Source organism: Streptomyces sp. NPDC001219, assembly GCF_053597915.1.
On the sequence record NZ_JBSFJF010000026.1, the window covers coordinates 92,712 to 109,242 of the forward strand.

A 16,531-nucleotide genomic window follows, 5' to 3' on the forward strand; every position below is an offset into this window, starting at 1 on the left:
AAGCGGTAGGCGGGTAAGTGGTGCGGGCAGATTCCGCACGCTACTGAGAGCCCGGCTTCAGCCGCCACCCAATTGACGGGACACGTCAAACGCCGCCGGGATGCCCAGCTCCTGGACCCGCGGAGGGGCGATTCCGGATGTCGATTACGCTCGACGCCATGGCCGACGCACCGTACAAGCTGATCCTCCTCCGCCACGGCGAGAGCGAGTGGAACGCGAAGAACCTGTTCACCGGCTGGGTGGACGTCAATCTGAACGAGAAGGGCGAGAAGGAGGCAGTCCGCGGCGGAGAGCTGCTCAAGGACGCCGGCCTGCTCCCCGACGTAGTGCACACCTCCCTCCAGAAGCGCGCCATCCGCACCGCGCAGCTGGCCCTGGAGTCCGCCGACCGGCACTGGGTCCCGGTCCACCGCAGCTGGCGGCTGAACGAGCGCCACTACGGCGCGCTGCAGGGCAAGGACAAGGCGCAGACGCTGGCCGAGTTCGGCGAGGAGCAGTTCATGCTCTGGCGCCGCTCGTACGACACCCCGCCGCCCGCCCTGGAGGACGGCGCCGAGTTCTCCCAGTCGGACGACCCGCGCTACGCGTCGATCCCGCCGGAGCTGCGCCCGCGGACCGAGTGCCTCAAGGACGTCGTCGTCCGCATGCTGCCGTACTGGTACGACGGCATCGTCCCGGACCTCGTCGCCGGCCGCACCGTCCTGGTCGCCGCCCACGGCAACAGCCTGCGCGCCCTGGTCAAGCACCTCGACGGCGTCTCCGACGAGGACATCGCCGGCCTGAACATCCCCACCGGCATCCCGCTCGCCTACGAGCTGGACGCCGACTTCCGCCCGGTCAACCCCGGCGGCACCTACCTCGACCCCGAGGCCGCCAAGGCCGCCATCGAGGCCGTGAAGAACCAGGGCAAGAAGAAGTAAGCCCAACGCTCCCGAGCCCCCTGCCCGCGGAATTCCGGCGGGCGGGGGGCTTGATGCTGTGCTGGGGAGGGCTCGGGGCCGCCAGGCACACGATGCGGAACCCCAGGCCGCCCGCGGCTCAACCCCGCCCGTTCGTGCGGTGCGTTTGCGGGACGTGAGTGAGGCGTTTCCGGAACGTCAGTGGTGCCGGGAAGAGTGGTGTCCACACCGCGGGAACGGCCGAAGAGGAGTCCCGCACGGACCACAGGGGGAACCTGACCATGCGTACTTCCCGGATTCGTACCGCCACCCTGGCCGCCGTCACCGCCGCGCTGGCGCTGGGCCTGACCGCCTGCGGCGGCGCCGACGGCGACTCGAAGGCGGCGGGCGGCGACAACGCCGCCGGTACCGCGCAGTCCATGTCCAGCGGGGACGGCAAGGAGAGCGCGCGCTCGACGACCGCCTCGGGCGGCACGGAGGCCGGGAGCAAGGGCACGACGGCCGGCGCCCAGCAGTGCCGCGGCGACGAGATGCTGCTCACCGCGGTGCACCGGTTCGCCGGGCAGCAGGGCGACCACCTGCTGGTCACCGCGTCGAACAAGGGCAGCAAGCCCTGCTGGGTCACCTCGTACCCGGCCGTGAAGCTCGGCGACGCCGGCACCGTGCTGCCGCACTCCAAGAAGGACAAGACGGGCACCGGCAAGCGCATCACGCTCCAGCCCGGCGGCACGGCGTACAGCGCGGTGAACCTCTTCGACTACGGCTCGAAGAACCACACGGCGCAGTCGTTCGCCCTCGCGCTGCGCGGCCCGGAGGGTCAGGACGGCCCCTCGTACTCCGTCGCCCTCAAGGGCGGGAAGCCGCAGTTCAGCTGGAACGAGGCCGACGTGCTGAACTGGAGCACCACGAAGCCGTACGACTTCTGACGGTCCGTCGGCCCGTGATCAGTCGGGGACGCGCCGCACGGCGCGTCCCCGCCCTATGTCTCCCGGCCCCCCTGCCACACCACACACGTGATCGCGTCCAGGCCGCCGTTCGCCAGGCCCTTGTAGGTCACCGTCCGGGCGGGGCCGAGTTCGTGGGCGAGCCGGCCGGCCAGGGCGCGGCCCTCGTGGAAGAGGCGTTGCCAGGTGGCGTCGTACCTGCCTTCCACCCGGTCGCGGAGGGCCAGGTTCAGGGTGCTGTCGATCTCCTCCGCCCAGGCGTGGAAGGCGGCGACGAGGGCGTCGGACAGGTCCAGGGCGGCGGCCGGGTCGTCGGGGAAGAAGTCCCCGAAGCCGTCGGAGCGCAGCGGGCCGAACCGGAACTCGCCCTCGACGACGAGGTCCACCGGGTGCGGAGGTGTGCCATGACTGTCGCGCTCCCAGTGGAGGCGCGGGCAGCCCCAGCACACCCAGGCCGTCGTCCGGCGGCGCTCGTCCCAGTGGCACACCGCCCACGACGGGCCGAGGTGCCGGGCCAGCCGCTGCGCCGCCGCCAGGCCCTGGGCGGCGTGTGTGCGCAGTTCGGCGCGGGAGCCGAAGCCGTCCGGCGGGCGGGAGAGCGACCAGGAGCGGAGCGTGGCGATCAGGTCGTCCGGCAGGGCCAGGGCGGCGTCGTCCAGGGGCACGCCGTCGGTGAAGGGCTCGGCGCGGGCCTCGTTTCCGGGATACGCGGCGGGGCCGGGCGGCGCGTAGAGGGGGGAGGGCTCGGAGCGGGCCCGTACGAGCAGGGGGCGTGGTTCGGCGAAGGCCGTACGGATCATGGATCTCCACACTCCCGTCGGGCGCCCGGGGCGCCGGCCCCGGGGAGTTCGGCTGCAAGCGTCGCATCCGGCCGGGTGCGGCCGGGCGCCGGGAGCGGAGCCGTGGGGGCGAAGCCCGCGGCGTCCGGATGCAGCATGGAGGGAGGGGCGCGGGGAGCGCCGGGGCACTGATCGTCTGCAACCGGAAGGATGAGCCCGATGCCCAAGTTCATGGACATCCACCACGGTATGAAGGGCCTCACGGCCGACGAGTTCAACGCGGCGCACCAGGCCGACCTCGCCATTCAGAGCGAGGAGGGCGTGACCTTCGAGCACGCCTGGGCCGACACCGAGTCCGGGGACGTGTTCTGTCTGTCGGAGGCGCCGTCGGCCGGAGCGGTGCAGCGCATCCACGAGCGCGCGGGCCACAAGGCGGACGAGATCCATCCGCTCGCGCTCATGATGTGACCGGGCCGCGAGCCGGCCCTTACGGGGAGACCCGTAGCCCAGGCACAGGGCGGCGGCCCCGGCCGGAGAACCGTCCGGTCGGGGCCGCCGTGGCGCTGTGCCGTCGGGGTCGCTAGCAGCCGCCGCCGCATTGGCACGGTCCGCCGGCCTGGCAGCCGCAGCTGCAGCCGGAGCCGCAGCCGCAGGCGCCGAGCAGAGGGAGCCGCGGGCGTTCGACAGCCGTCGGGGCGTCCTGGGCCGCGGGGTTGGGGGAGTCCGCCATGGGTGCCATGCATTGCCTCCTAGGGGTCACCTGCCGCCCATTGCAAGCCCGGGTGACGAGGCGCGTCAACGGCGCGCGGAAGCACACGTCAACGGCGCACGGTGGCTCAGGGGGCGGACTCGTGCCCTCCGCTCGCGGACGCCGTTACGCGCCCTCCACCGCCGTCGGCGGGGCGATCTCGTCGGCGTGCTCGCCGGTGACCAGGTAGACGACCCGCTTGGCGACGGACACCGCGTGGTCGGCGAAGCGCTCGTAGTAGCGGCCCAGCAGCGTCACGTCCACGGCCGTCTCGATGCCGTGCTTCCAGCGGTCGTCCATCAGGTGCTGGAAGAGGGTGCGGTGCAGCATGTCCATCGCGTCGTCGTCCTGCTCCAGCTGGAGCGCGAGGTCGACGTCCTTGGTGATGATGACCTCGGCCGCCTTGGCCATGAGGCGCTGCGCCAGCTGCCCCATCTCCAGGATGGTGGCGTGCAGGTCCTGCGGCACGGCCGTCTCCGGGAAGCGCAGCCGGGCCAGCTTGGCCACGTGCTGGGCCAGGTCGCCCGAGCGCTCCAGGTCGGCGCTCATCCGCAGCGAGGTGACGACGATCCGCAGGTCGGTGGCGACCGGCTGCTGCCGCGCCAGCAGGGCGATCGCGCGGGCCTCCAGGTCGCGCTGGAGGTCGTCGACCTTCTCGTCGGCGGCGATGACGTTCTCGGCCAGCTTGAGGTCCGCGTCGAGTATCGCCGTGGTGGCGCGCCCGATCGCGGAGCCGACGAGCCGGGCCATCTCGACCAGGCCCTCGCCGATCGAATCCAGCTCCTCGTGGTACGCGTCCCGCATCTTGACCTTCTCTCGCTTCGATGTGGTGGTGTGGCGTGGTGGGAGGTGGAACGGGGTGCAGGGTGACCTGTGCCCACGCTCTCACGGCCGGTGCCCGCGCGGCCGGAGTCCCGGACGGAGGCTCCGCGGAGCCCGTACGCCGCGGTGCCGGGCTCCGGAGGGCCGGCCGTCCGCGGTCGCTCAGGGTGTCCGGTCGCGCGCCGGTGCGGGACCGTTCCGGCACCCGCACCCTCACCCTGCGGGCACCGCGCGACCTGCGGTGCCACCGGGGGTGAACCGGCACCGACGTGAAGGTGAATTCTGGGCGACGCGACCGCTGCCCCGAGGGCGGCCGGGCGGTTCACCTGGCCGTGCGCCGGAGCGGCGGGCCGTGCGCGCCGGTTTCCCTAGGGGCGTCCGGCGGGCGGCCGCACGTGCCCGACCGGCCTCCGGAGTGAACCCGCGCGGACGCCACGGTGAACTCTGGGCGACGGCTGTTCGTGCGGGGCCTCGCACGGCTGGGGAAGTGTCCGACCCGGCGCATAACCTGGAGTCATGAACGTGGACGCGGCCGTCGCCGCAGTGGCAGCGATCGCCGGACTGTGCACCGGCGTCTTCGCCATGCTGGCGTTCCGCTGGAGCGAGCGCGACCAGGCCAAGCCCACCCGCAGCTCGCTGCACACCGACGCCGTCCTGCCGCCCGGCGTCGACACCGTGCTGTCCGTGCTCCGCTCCTCCGCCGTGGTGCTCGACGAGGCCGACGCCGTCGTCAAGGCCAGCTCCGCCGCCTACGCCCTCGGGCTGGTCCGCGGCGGCAAGCTCGCCGTCGAGCCGATGATGCAGATGGCCCGCGACACCCGCAGGGACGGCGAGATACGCCAGGTCGAGCTGGACCTCCCGCGTCGCGGCACCGGCCGCGGCGAGGCCCTCGCGGTCTCCGCAAGGGTCGCCCCGCTCGGCTCCCGGCTCGTCCTGCTGCTGGTCGAGGACCTCACGGAGGCCCGCCGCATAGAGGCGGTCCGCCGCGACTTCGTCGCCAACGTCAGCCATGAGCTCAAGACGCCGGTCGGCGCCCTGTCGCTGCTCTCCGAGGCCGTGATGGACGCCAGCGACGACCCCGAGGCCGTCGAGCGCTTCGCGGGCCGCATGCAGAACGAGGCGACCCGCCTGACCAGCCTGGTCCAGGAGCTGATCGACCTCTCCCGGGTGCAGAACGACGACCCGCTGGAGGACGCCGAGCCGGTCCGGGTCGACGAGCTGGTCGCCGAGGCCATGGACCGCTGCCGCCAGCAGGCCGGCGCGAAGCAGATCACCATGGCCAGCGCCATCGGCGGACCCGAGGGGGCGGCCGCCAGGGCAGCCGCCGGGCGCCGCACCGGCAGCGCCGCCGACCTGCGGATCTGGGGCAACCGCGGCCAGCTCGCCGCGGCCCTGGGCAACCTCGTCGAGAACGCCGTCAACTACTCCCCGGCGCGCACCCGCGTCGGGATCGCAGGACGCCGGGTGTCCGCACCCGGCGGCGACCTGATCGAGATCGCGGTGACCGACCAGGGCATCGGGATATCCGAGAAGGACCGGGACCGCATCTTCGAGCGGTTCTACCGCGTGGACCCGGCACGCTCGCGTGCCACCGGCGGGACCGGCCTCGGCCTCGCCATCGTCAAGCACGTGGCCGCCTCGCACGGCGGGGAGGTCACGGTGTGGAGCGCCGAGGGACAAGGCTCCACCTTCACCCTGCGTCTCCCGGAAGCCGGGTCCGTACGCGACCGCGAACGGCCCGCCGACCCCTCCGCGGAGGGCCTCGACGACGAGGACCGCCCGTACGAGACCTTCAACGATCCGCTCCCTGCTCACCCAGCCCCGGAGGTCCTTCCGTGACCCGAGTGCTTGTCGTCGAGGACGAGGAATCGTTCAGCGACGCACTGTCGTACATGCTTCGCAAGGAGGGCTTCGAGGTCGCCATCGCGGCGACGGGCCCTGACGGACTGGACGAGTTCGAGCGCAACGGCGCCGATCTCGTGCTGCTGGACCTGATGCTGCCCGGTCTGCCCGGCACCGAGGTCTGCCGCCAGCTGCGCGGCCGCTCCAACGTCCCGGTCATCATGGTGACCGCCAAGGACAGCGAGATCGACAAGGTCGTCGGCCTGGAGATAGGAGCCGACGACTACGTCACCAAGCCCTTCTCCTCCCGCGAACTGGTCGCCCGCATCCGCGCCGTGCTGCGCCGCCGCGGCGAGCCGGAGGAGGTCGCCCCGCAGGCCCTGGAGGCCGGCCCGGTCCGGATGGACGTGGACCGCCATGTCGTCACGGTCGCCGGCGGCAAGGTCGATCTGCCGCTGAAGGAGTTCGACCTCCTGGAGATGCTGCTGCGCAACGCCGGGCGCGTGCTGACCCGTATGCAGCTCATCGACCGGGTCTGGGGCGCCGACTACGTGGGCGACACCAAGACCCTGGACGTGCACGTCAAGCGGCTGCGCGCCAAGATCGAGCCCGACCCGGGCGCCCCGCGCTACCTCGTCACGGTCCGCGGCCTGGGCTACAAGTTCGAGCCGTAAACCGCGCCGTGCACCGCTGGGCCGCTCAGCGGTGCGGCGTCGTGCGCGCCGGGCCCGTACGCGTCAGGGGCGCCCCTCCGATCCCGGAGGGGCGCCCCTGACGCGTGCTGGGAAGGCCGGCTCAGTGACCGGTGTCCTCGGACGGCTTGCCGGACCCGGACGGGGACGCCGACCCCGACGGCTTGCCCGACTGCGAGGGCTTGGCGGACCCGGACGCCGACGGCGAGCCGGACGGCGACGGCACCTGCGAGGGCCCGTAGCCCTGGAAGTAGCTCTTCGCCGGGACGACGAAGGCGTTGATCCGCACCTGGCCGGTGGAGCTGAACTTGAAGGTCAGGGGCTGTGCGTTGCCGTCCTGGACGGCCTCCCGGCCGCTCGCGAGGACGGCCGAGGCGTTGCCCTCGCCGCCGATCACGACGGAGCCGCCGGCGGGCACGGTGATCGGGCCGGCGCCGTGGTTCGCCCGTGCGAGCTTGGCCGTCTGGCCGGTGCCGTCGACGGAGATCGCGGTCAGCTTCTGGTCCCTGGCGCCACTGTTGAACACCGTCGCGGCGACCACGGCCGGGCCCTTGGCGTCGACCTCGGGCTGGGTGATCACGTTGGCGTTCTGAATCTTGATGTCGCCCACGGAGGTCGCGGCGTTGTCCGGCTTGACCTCCAGCGTCTGGGCGTCGTTCCCGGCCCCGCACGCGGACAGCGTGGCGATCGAGAGCGAGAGGACGGTGGCGGCGAGGACGCCGCGTCGAAGGCTGCGGCTCACGGCGGCGGCATCTCCTTGACGAGCTACGGCGGCCGAACGTTCGTGCCCGGTCGCGGATGGACGGCTGGGGCGGCGCTCCGTACGCGTCGTACGACGGGTGCGTAGGGCCGCCCTAAGGGTGTGTCAGCGCCGCTAGGTTACCGAGCCGCCCGCACGCCGCCGCACCCGACCCGCCCCCAGCGTGATCAGCGGCCCGCCACCGCCCTCCCGACGCCGTTCCACGGCCCCTTCCGCGCGCCCCGGACGGAAAGCCGGCCGGGCGGCCCCCGGGAGTCCCGAGAACCCGCGACCTCCGAGAAGCGGACTGCGAGAACGTTCCTCAAGAACGGGCAGGAATTTTCGGCGTGGGGCCGTTCGGGTGACGGGCGGCCGGTTTCCTTCCTGGGAAAAGCAGTATTCGCAGGGAATGTGAAGGGCGCGCGGAATTGATCACGCGGTTCGTCCGCCGGTTCGTGATCAATTCGAGAAACGGCCCCGAGAGGCCCGTGAGCAGCCGAACGGAGTAGCGGAACTCGCTCGGGTGGATCTGTGCAAAACGGGACGTTCGGCCAGTCGGCCGCCGCCTTCCCGGTGTGTGACGGGCACGTTTCCGCTCACCCGTGCAGCCCCTCCGACCTGCGAATACCCGCTTCCGGGGGTCCCTCGCAGCACGTTCCGGTCACTGTTGTCAAGCCCCGAGATATGCCCTGACCTGCGAAAACGCCATTCAGAACGGTCCGTTCCCGTGTTAGCATGGATAGCCACGGAAGGGGTACCTGTCACATGACGTTCAAGGTTGGCGACACCGTGGTCTATCCCCATCACGGGGCCGCGCTGATCGAGGCCATCGAAACTCGCCAGATCAAAGGCGTGGACAAGACCTACTTGGTGCTGAAGGTCGCCCAGGGCGACTTGACTGTTCGTGTGCCAGCGGACAATGCGGAGTTCGTCGGCGTACGCGACGTGGTTGGTCAGGACGGGCTGGACCGGGTCTTCGAGGTGCTTCGTGCACCGTATGCCGAAGAGCCGACGAACTGGTCCCGTCGCTACAAGGCAAATCTCGAGAAGCTCGCTTCCGGCGACGTGATCAAGGTTGCCGAAGTAGTCCGTGACCTGTGGCGGCGTGAGCGTGAGCGCGGACTTTCCGCCGGTGAGAAGCGCATGCTCGCGAAGGCGCGACAGATCCTGGTCAGCGAACTCGCCCTCGCGGAGAACACCAACGAGGACAAGGCCGAGGCCCTGCTCGACGAGGTACTCGCGTCCTGACGACGCCGGAACGTTGGCGCTGTCCGGCGTGGGACACATCCAGCCCACCGGGATCGCATGCCGTGGGGTCGAACCCAGCGAGACCCACGCGGTGAGATCCGATGTCTGAGATCCAACGCCTGAGATCCAACACGGCGACGACGTAGCAATGCCGCGGTGCCCGAGTGACGATCGACTCCCCGAGGGGAGCGGTCCGTTGCCGGGCGCTGCGGCATATCTGCGGGTGCTGCGACGGATGCACGGGGGGCCGGACGGTGTTGGCGAGAACCGCCGCCCCCCTGTGACGTGCCGGGCCCGGGCAGCTGTCTCGACCGCTGTCACGGAAGGGTCCGGTCAAGGCGTCGCGCCCGGCACTCCCCCCGTAGGGGGCACGCCCAGGCCATACCCACCTCGCCCGAGGAAACAAACCTGTCTGCGTCAATTCCGGGCTCGCCCCGGACTCCGGAGCCATCGATGTCAGATCCTTCCCGTCCGATCCGCACCGCCGCGGTGATTCCCGCCGCCGGCCGCGGTGTCCGGCTCGGTCCCGGCACCCCCAAGGCGCTGCGCACCCTGGGCGGCACCCCGATGCTGGTGCACGCCGTCCGCGCGATGGCCGCCTCCCGCGCCGTCTCCGTGATCGTCGTGGTCGCGCCGCCCGACGGCGCCGCCGAGGTCAGCCGCCTGCTCGACGAGCATCCGCTGCCCGAGCGCACCGACCTGCGGGTCGTTCCCGGCGGCGCGACCCGCCAGGAGTCCGTACAGCTCGGTCTGGCGGCGCTCCCGGACACCATCGACGTCGTGCTGGTGCACGACGCCGCGCGGCCGCTGGTACCGGTCGACACGGTCGACACGGTGATCGCCGCCGTCCGTGCCGGTGCGCCCGCCGTCGTTCCAGCGCTGCCGCTGGCCGACACCGTCAAGCAGGTCGATCCGCAGCCGCAGGGCGCCCCCGAGCCGGTGGTCGGCACCCCGGAGCGGGCCCTGCTGCGCGCCGTGCAGACCCCGCAGGGCTTCGACCTGGCGACCCTGCGCAAGGCGCACGACACCGTCGTCGAGGGCGAGGGTGCCACCGACGACGCCGGGCTGGTCGAACGGCTCGGATCGCCGGTCGTGGTCGTCCCGGGCCACGAGGAGGCGTTCAAGGTGACCCGGCCGCTGGACCTGGTCCTGGCCGAGGCCGTACTCGCCCGTAGGAGGGCCACCGATGGCTATGTCTGAACCGTTCCCCGCCGCCCCCGTGCTTCCGCTCGTCGGTATCGGCACCGATGTGCACGCCTTCGAGCAGGGCCGGGAGCTGTGGTGCGCCGGCCTGCTCTGGGACGCCGCGGAGAGCGACGGCTACGGCCTGGCCGGCCACAGCGACGGCGACGTGGCCGCCCACGCCGCCTGCGACGCGCTGTTCTCGGCGGCCGGCGTCGGTGACCTGGGCGCGCACTTCGGCACCAGCCGCCCCGAGTGGTCCGGCGCCTCCGGCGTGACGCTGCTGGCCGAGGCCGCGCGGATCGTGCGGGCCGAGGGCTTCACCATCGGCAATGTCGCGGTGCAGGTCATCGGCGTCCGCCCGAAGGTCGGCAAGCGCCGCGACGAGGCCCAGAAGGCGCTGTCGGCGGCCGTCGGGGCGCCGGTCTCGGTCTCCGGCACGACCTCGGACGGACTGGGCCTGACCGGCCGCGCCGAGGGCCTGGCCGCGGTCGCCACGGCGATCGTCTTCCGTACCGCCTGACCGGTCCCGCAGGGACCCGAAAAGGCGGACGCGGCGCCCGGCATTCCCCCGTATGGCGCGGGAATGCCGGGCGCCGCACGGGTGTTGGGGGGAGCATCGGAGTACTCGTGTTCCTCGGAACGGCCCGCAGGAAGGACCCCTTGTGACCGCCACCCTGTCCGACGACCTCAAGCAGCTCCTCGACTCCCCGGTCTTCGTGACCGTGACGACCGTCCAGCCCGACGGCAGCCCGCAGGCCTCCCCGGTCTGGGTGAAGCGGGACGGCGACGACCTGCTGTTCTCGACGACCATCGGCCGCCGCAAGGAGAAGAACCTCCGCCGCGACCCCCGGGTCTCCGTCCTCGTCCAGCCCTTCGACGCGCCGTACACCTACGCCGAGGTCCGCGGCTCCGCCTCGCTCAGCACCGAGGGCGGGCAGGAACTGATCGACCAGCTGTCGCGGAAGTACACCGGCAAGCCGTACGCGGAGTTCAATCCGGCGTCGGCCGACGACGCCGAGCGGGTCGTGGTGCGGATCACCCCGCGCAAGGTGGTGGGCAGCATCTGACCTGGCCCCGGGCCCGCCCGGAGGGGGCGACACTTCCGGCTAACCGGACGGTTGTGACAGATCTGTTTCCCCGTGGCCCAATGGGTCGCGGGGCACTGCCTCGTTCCGACTACCCTGGTTCCGTGACGATTCGCCTGTACGACACCAGCGCCCGGCAGATTCGCGACTTCACCCCGCTCGTGCCGGGCTGTGTCTCGATCTACCTGTGTGGCGCGACCGTGCAGGCCGCCCCGCATATCGGGCATATCAGGTCGGGACTGAACTTCGACATCATGCGCCGCTGGTTCGCGTACCGCGGCTACGACGTGACGTTCGTGCGCAATGTCACGGACATCGACGACAAGATCATCAAGAAGGCGGAGGAGCAGGACCGCCCCTGGTGGTCGATCGGCTACGAGAACGAGGTCGCCTTCAACACGGCCTACGACTCCCTCGGCTGCCTGCGTCCCACCTACGAGCCGCGCGCCACCGGCCACATCCCCGAGATGATCGAGATGATGCGCGGCCTGATCGAGCGCGGCCACGCCTACGCCGCCGACGGCAACGTCTACTTCGACGTGCAGTCCTTCCCGGAGTATCTCCAGCTGTCCAACCAGGAGTTGGACAACCTCCGCCAGCCGTCCGGCGAGGGCGAGACCGGCAAGCGGGACCCGCGCGACTTCGCGATGTGGAAGGCGGCCAGGGAGGGCGAGCCCAGCTGGGAGACCCCCTGGGGCCGCGGCCGCCCCGGCTGGCACCTGGAGTGCTCGGCGATGGCCCACAAGTACCTGGGCACCGTCTTCGACATCCACGGCGGCGGCGTCGACCTCGTCTTCCCGCACCACGAGAACGAGATCGCGCAGGCCAAGGCGTACGGCGACGACTTCGCCCGGTACTGGTCGCACAACGCCTGGGTGACCATGAGCGGCGAGAAGATGTCCAAGTCGCTGGGCAACTCCGTGCTGGTCGCCGAGATGGTCAAGCGCTGGCGCCCGATCGTGCTGCGCTACTACCTGGGCACCCCGCACTACCGCTCGATGATCGAGTACAGCGAGGAGGCGCTGCGCGAGGCCGAGTCCGCGTTCGCGCGGATCGAGGGCTTCGTCCAGCGGGTCGTCGAGAAGGCCGGGGTCGTCGAGCCGGCGGACGAGGTGCCGCTGGCCTTCGCCGAGGCCATGGACGACGATCTGGGCGTCCCGCAGGCGCTGGCGATCGTGCACACCACCGTCCGCCAGGGAAACTCCGCGCTGACCGCCGACGACAAGGAGTCGGCGGTGGCCCGCCTGGCGGAGCTGCGGGCGATGCTCGGCGTGCTCGGCCTGGACCCGCTCGACGAGCGCTGGTCCGGCGGCGGCACGGACCGCGGCGAGGACCTCCACGGCGTGGTCGACTCCCTGGTCCGCCTCGTCCTGGAGCAGCGCCAGGCCGCCCGCGCCCGCAAGGACTACGCCACCGCCGACGCCATCCGCGACCAGCTCCAGCAGTCCGGACTCGCCATCGAGGACACCCCGTCGGGCCCGCGCTGGTCGCTGTCCTGACCCCCGTCCCGCTCGCCGCCGGCCACCCGGATTCGACCGTCCCGGTGGCCGCGGGCGACACTCAATCCATACGTACGTACCCACTCCACGTCGCGAGACGTCGAGAGCAGTGAAGAAACAGGTGACCCATGGCCGGCAACAGCCAGCGCAGGAACCGCCGCACGTCCAACAAGAAGGGCGCGCAGGTCGGCAGCGGCGGCAAGCGGCGCCGGAGCCTGGAGGGCAAGGGCCCGACCCCGCCCGCCTCCGAACGCAAGGGACACGTCAAGAACCGCCTGGCCAACGCCAAGGCGAAGCAGGCCGCCTCGCGCCGCCCGGCCCCGCGCCGCGGCGGTGCCAAGGGCACGGCCGAGCTGGTCGTCGGCCGTAACCCGGTCTTCGAGGCGCTGCGCGACGGCGTGCCCGCGACGACCCTCTACGTCCAGCAGTTCATCGACACCGACGAGCGGGTGCGCGCCGCACTCCAGGTCGCCTCGGAGCGCGGCGACATCCACTTGATGGAGGCGCCGCGCCCCGAGCTGGACCGGATGACCAACGGTCTCAACCACCAGGGCATGGTCCTCCAGGTCCCGCCGTACGACTACGCGCACCCCGAGGACCTGGCCGCGGCGGCCTTCGACAACGGTGACGACCCGCTGATCGTCGCGCTCGACGGCGTCACCGACCCGCGCAACCTCGGCGCCGTGGTCCGGTCCGTGTGCGCCTTCGGCGGCCACGGCGTGGTCGTGCCGGAGCGCCGGGCGGCCGGGATGACGGCCGGTGCGTGGAAGACCTCGGCCGGCACCGCGGCCCGTACGCCGGTCGCCCGCGCCACCAACCTGACCCGGACCCTGGAGTCGTACCAGAAGGCCGGTCTGACGGTCGTCGGCCTGGCCGCGGACGGCGAGCTGGAGCTGCAGGACGTCGAGGCGCTGGACGGCCCGGTCGTGATCGTCGTCGGCAGCGAGGGCAAGGGCCTGTCGCGGCTGGTCGGCGAGACCTGCGACGTCCGGGTGCGCATCCCGATGCCGGGCGGCGCGGAGTCGCTGAACGCCGGTGTCGCGGCCGGTGTCGTTCTGTGGGAGGCGGCCCGCCGCCGCGCCTGAGCCCCGCCGCCCCGGGGCGGCCGGCACATCGCCGTGCCACCCCGGGGCAAGGCCTGACCCTGCGTACGTCTTCGCCGTATCCCGTGATCTTTTGACGGGTCTCGGACAGATCGGCCCGGTCAAGGCAGTGTCTTATACGCGAGTCACTCGGTTAGATGAGCGTGGACACCAGAACACCCCGCACGCCTACGGGGGGACGCTCGCCGGGTTTCGATGATGAGCCGGGCCTGAGCTCGGTCAAGGTGCCGTGCGATCCCGCGCAGGTCATCGTCAACCACGCCAGCTTTCGCGTACAGCTCGCCAGGCCCACGGCGGCCCGCGCCATGGCCGACACCGCGCACATCCCCGCCGTCCGGGGTTCGGCCGCCGGTGCCAGACGCCGGGCGCCCGTGGTGTGGAGCGGCCGCACCGCCCCGGGCGGCACGGCCGGCGCCACCACCCAGCTCCTGCACGCGGTGCGCGACGCGGGCATCGGCCTCGACGGCGGTCCGGGCGAGGACGTCGGCACGACCCAGGTCCTGCCCCGCGTCCGCCTCGGCGACGCGCCCCCCGCCCAGACCGTGATCGGCCAGCGCGGCCCCACCGACGACAGCAAGCTGCTGCGCGGCGTACGCCCGGTGGGCAGCGCGTACGGCGACACCCACCGGAACACCTCGTACGGCGGCCACGGCCCGCTCGACGACGGCTACGACGACGACCCCTTCGAGGCCCGGGATCACTACGACCCGAGCGGCAGGCGGCGCGGCGCCGACACCGTGCGGCACGCGTACTACCCCGGCCGCCGGATGAACCTCGGCGTAGTCCTGCTGCCGCTGCGCATCTTCCTCGGCCTGATCTCCGTCTACGCCGGTATGGGCAAGCTCTGCGACCCCGTCTACTTCGACGGCGGTGAGCGGGGCTCGATGGTCAAGTGGCTGCAGTCGCTCGACCCCTGGGAACTGGCGGTGCCGCTGCGCGACTTCGCCGTCTCGCACCCGGTCGGCGCCGGACTGACCGTCGCCTTCCTCCAGGTCGTCGTCGGCGTGCTGACCATCTGCGGACTGTGGCAGCGGGTCGCCGCGTCGATCGGCGCGCTGCTGTCCGCGGCGCTGCTGATGACCGTCACCTGGCGCACGGTCCCGGCCTACGACGCCCCCGACATCATCTACCTCGCCGCCTGGAGCCCGCTGATCATCGCGGGCGCCCCCGTCTACTCCGTGGACGGACGGCTGGCCGGCGAGGCCTGGCGGCGTCTCGGCCCCCGCGTCGAGGTGGCCGACCTGCGGCGCCGGGTGCTGCGCCGCGGCGCCGTGATGACCGCGATGGTGGCCGGACTGACGCTGATCATCGGCTCGCTGCTCGGCGGCGCCGTACGCTCCGCGACGGTCGCGACCGTCCCCCGCCCCGGTGAGCCCGCGATCAACAACCTGCCCGGCTCCCCGCTGCCCCGCCCCGGCAAGCGCACCGCCAAGCCCGGCCACCGGCACACCGGCAGCACCGCCCCGCGCCCCGGCAAGCCCACCGCGGGCGCCTCCCACAAGGCCCGCAAGCCCGGCGCACCGTCCTCCTCGACCCCCGGCACCGGACGGTCGACGGGCAGCAGCAGCGGCCTCGCCGAGCAGCCCGGCGCGACCACCAGCGCACCGCAGCAGACCGTGCCGACCCGACGGGCCCCGCTGCCGAGCCGGGTACCGCCCTCGGCCGGTGGCACCGGCGGCGGCACCACCGGCAGCAGCGGCAGCAGCGACTCCGGAGGCGACTCCGGCCGCGGCAGCAACACCCTGGGCGGCCTCCTCGGCTGACCGCCGCCCCACCCCCGTCCCCGACCGCCCCACCCTCCCCACACAGCTCTTCTGCACCGGCTGTTGTGGGGAGGGGAGCGGTCGGGGGCTGTTGTTTGTGGGGCGCGATGGAGGGACGCCAGGGCCCCGGGGCCTGGCCGGCTTCGTCACGACGCGGACGGGTCGCGTCAGACCGCCTCGGGCGCCTGCTCCGAGTCCTCCGTCAGTTCGTCCCGGGCCGCCAGGCCGGCCACCCACAGCGGCATCAGCCAGTGTGCGACGAACACCGCGGTCAGGACCGGAACGAGCAGCGTTCCGGGCTGTACGTGACCGGTCCAGCCGTACACGGCGACACCGACGACGGCGACCGCCAGCAGGTAGGTGGTCAGGCGGTGCGCCAGTGCCCGTACCCGGTCCCGCTCCGCCAGTTGGCGTTCGTCCAGGACGCGTGTCCGCAGTTCGAGGAGGCCGCGGGTGGCGCCGTTGATCACGCCGGTGGCCACACACCAGGGGAGGACCAGGGCGGGAAGGACGAAGGCGAGCCAGTGCCGGTCGGTCACGAACAGGCCGATGCCCGTGGCCACGGACGCCGCCGTGAGCAGCACGTGGACCGTGACGGCCGTGCGACGGCGGGCGGCCGTCGCGTACAGCGCGCGCCCCTCAGGGTTGTTCATGATGGCGAACATGCGCGCGTCGTAGCGCGTGCGCCGGCCTCGCTGGGTCGTGCCTGTGGCGGTCATTGCTTCCTCCCGTATACCTCGTCGGTGAGCGGGCGGAACGGCCGGAGGGAGAAGAGTGCCTCCACCGGCAGCTCGAAGAACTCGGCGATGCGCAGGGCGAGATCGAGGCTCGGGTTGTACTGCCCGCGCTCGATGTAGCCGATGGTCTGGTAGTGGGCGCCGACCGCTTCGGCCAGTGCCTGTCGCGACACCTTGCGTTCAGCGCGCACCATCGCCAGTCTGTTGTGAACCTGCTCGCTCATGTATAAGAAGTACTACATGTGGGCGCAGGATGGCAACGGGCGGAGTGAGCCCTGAGAAGCTGCTGCGGAGTGCGCCCTGAGCCCTGGGGACCGCCGACCCGCATGCTCGACCTGTTGGGCGGCACGACTAGGCAGTTTCGTTTGGATCATCTGGCTGACCAGAGGAAGATGCCTGCGATGTGGAGTCCGGCCAGGTAGATGGTTGCGGTCTTCTCGTAGCGG

Annotated in this window: 17 protein-coding genes; 12 read left to right on the top strand and 5 right to left on the bottom strand. The window is 72.0% G+C overall.

Annotation, left to right across the window (positions count from 1 at the left end; translation table 11 throughout):
• The first annotated feature begins 158 nt into the window (after positions 1–158).
• Together ACWC9R_RS19175 and ACWC9R_RS19180 are read left to right on the top strand one after the other, a co-directional pair.
• Positions 159–920, top strand: a complete 762-nt coding sequence (locus ACWC9R_RS19175; RefSeq protein WP_450732958.1) for a phosphoglyceromutase — start codon at positions 159–161, stop codon at positions 918–920.
• 260 nt (positions 921–1,180) lie between these two features.
• Positions 1,181–1,825: a DUF4232 domain-containing protein gene (locus tag ACWC9R_RS19180; RefSeq protein ID WP_450732960.1), complete on the top strand. Its 645-nt coding sequence runs from the start codon at positions 1,181–1,183 to the stop codon at positions 1,823–1,825.
• Between the two features lie 53 nt (positions 1,826–1,878).
• On the opposite strand, the gene ACWC9R_RS19185 is transcribed toward ACWC9R_RS19180, so the two are convergent.
• Entirely contained in the window at positions 1,879–2,643 is a 765-nt protein-coding gene (locus ACWC9R_RS19185) for a hypothetical protein (RefSeq protein ID WP_450732962.1), read from the bottom strand.
• A 198-nt stretch (positions 2,644–2,841) separates the two neighbouring features.
• Between ACWC9R_RS19185 and ACWC9R_RS19190 the strand changes: the two genes are divergently transcribed.
• The gene (locus tag ACWC9R_RS19190) at positions 2,842–3,090 is read left to right on the top strand and encodes an SCO4226 family nickel-binding protein (protein ID WP_362609912.1); all 249 of its coding nucleotides are present in this window, start codon (positions 2,842–2,844) and stop codon (positions 3,088–3,090) included.
• 406 nt (positions 3,091–3,496) lie between these two features.
• Here the strand turns inward: ACWC9R_RS19190 and phoU are convergent, their stop codons facing one another.
• Positions 3,497–4,174, bottom strand: coding sequence for a phosphate signaling complex protein PhoU (phoU, locus tag ACWC9R_RS19195; RefSeq protein ID WP_168480876.1), 678 nt, complete (start codon positions 4,172–4,174; stop codon positions 3,497–3,499).
• A gap of 534 nt (positions 4,175–4,708) precedes the next feature.
• Here phoU and ACWC9R_RS19200 point away from each other — a divergent pair.
• Together ACWC9R_RS19200 and ACWC9R_RS19205 are read left to right on the top strand one after the other, a co-directional pair.
• The gene (locus ACWC9R_RS19200; protein ID WP_450732965.1) at positions 4,709–6,031 is read left to right on the top strand and encodes a sensor histidine kinase; all 1,323 of its coding nucleotides are present in this window, start codon (positions 4,709–4,711) and stop codon (positions 6,029–6,031) included.
• A complete protein-coding gene (locus tag ACWC9R_RS19205; protein ID WP_018089768.1) occupies positions 6,028–6,708 on the top strand; it encodes a response regulator transcription factor in 681 nt (226 codons plus the stop codon). Before ACWC9R_RS19200 ends, ACWC9R_RS19205 begins: the two co-directional genes overlap by 4 nt.
• Positions 6,709–6,829: 121 nt before the next feature.
• On the opposite strand, the gene ACWC9R_RS19210 is transcribed toward ACWC9R_RS19205, so the two are convergent.
• Positions 6,830–7,468, bottom strand: coding sequence for a DUF461 domain-containing protein (locus tag ACWC9R_RS19210; protein WP_450732967.1), 639 nt, complete (start codon positions 7,466–7,468; stop codon positions 6,830–6,832).
• 762 nt (positions 7,469–8,230) lie between these two features.
• Between ACWC9R_RS19210 and ACWC9R_RS19215 the strand changes: the two genes are divergently transcribed.
• The 7 genes from ACWC9R_RS19215 to ACWC9R_RS19245 all read left to right on the top strand — a co-directional run bounded on the left by ACWC9R_RS19215 (position 8,231) and on the right by ACWC9R_RS19245 (position 15,348).
• The gene (locus ACWC9R_RS19215) at positions 8,231–8,713 is read left to right on the top strand and encodes a CarD family transcriptional regulator (RefSeq protein WP_003953493.1); all 483 of its coding nucleotides are present in this window, start codon (positions 8,231–8,233) and stop codon (positions 8,711–8,713) included.
• A 453-nt stretch (positions 8,714–9,166) separates the two neighbouring features.
• A complete protein-coding gene (gene ispD, locus ACWC9R_RS19220; protein ID WP_450732969.1) occupies positions 9,167–9,913 on the top strand; it encodes a 2-C-methyl-D-erythritol 4-phosphate cytidylyltransferase in 747 nt (248 codons plus the stop codon).
• On the top strand, positions 9,906–10,418 hold the full coding sequence (gene ispF / locus ACWC9R_RS19225) for a 2-C-methyl-D-erythritol 2,4-cyclodiphosphate synthase (protein WP_450732990.1): 513 nt from the start codon (positions 9,906–9,908) through the stop codon (positions 10,416–10,418). The genes ispD and ispF overlap by 8 nt, the downstream gene beginning before the upstream one ends.
• Positions 10,419–10,560: 142 nt before the next feature.
• A complete protein-coding gene (locus ACWC9R_RS19230) occupies positions 10,561–10,965 on the top strand; it encodes a PPOX class F420-dependent oxidoreductase (protein WP_450732971.1) in 405 nt (134 codons plus the stop codon).
• 122 nt (positions 10,966–11,087) lie between these two features.
• The gene (gene cysS, locus ACWC9R_RS19235; protein ID WP_450732973.1) at positions 11,088–12,482 is read left to right on the top strand and encodes a cysteine--tRNA ligase; all 1,395 of its coding nucleotides are present in this window, start codon (positions 11,088–11,090) and stop codon (positions 12,480–12,482) included.
• Between the two features lie 128 nt (positions 12,483–12,610).
• Complete coding sequence (rlmB, locus tag ACWC9R_RS19240) at positions 12,611–13,567, top strand: 23S rRNA (guanosine(2251)-2'-O)-methyltransferase RlmB (protein ID WP_362609898.1); 957 nt, start codon at positions 12,611–12,613, stop codon at positions 13,565–13,567.
• A 155-nt stretch (positions 13,568–13,722) separates the two neighbouring features.
• Entirely contained in the window at positions 13,723–15,348 is a 1,626-nt protein-coding gene (locus ACWC9R_RS19245) for a DoxX family membrane protein (protein WP_450732975.1), read from the top strand.
• 167 nt (positions 15,349–15,515) lie between these two features.
• Here the strand turns inward: ACWC9R_RS19245 and ACWC9R_RS19250 are convergent, their stop codons facing one another.
• On the bottom strand, positions 15,516–16,067 hold the full coding sequence (locus ACWC9R_RS19250; protein ID WP_450732977.1) for a hypothetical protein: 552 nt from the start codon (positions 16,065–16,067) through the stop codon (positions 15,516–15,518).
• A complete protein-coding gene (locus tag ACWC9R_RS19255; protein WP_227045847.1) occupies positions 16,064–16,309 on the bottom strand; it encodes a helix-turn-helix transcriptional regulator in 246 nt (81 codons plus the stop codon). The genes ACWC9R_RS19250 and ACWC9R_RS19255 overlap by 4 nt, the downstream gene beginning before the upstream one ends.
• Positions 16,310–16,531 lie beyond the last annotated feature (222 nt).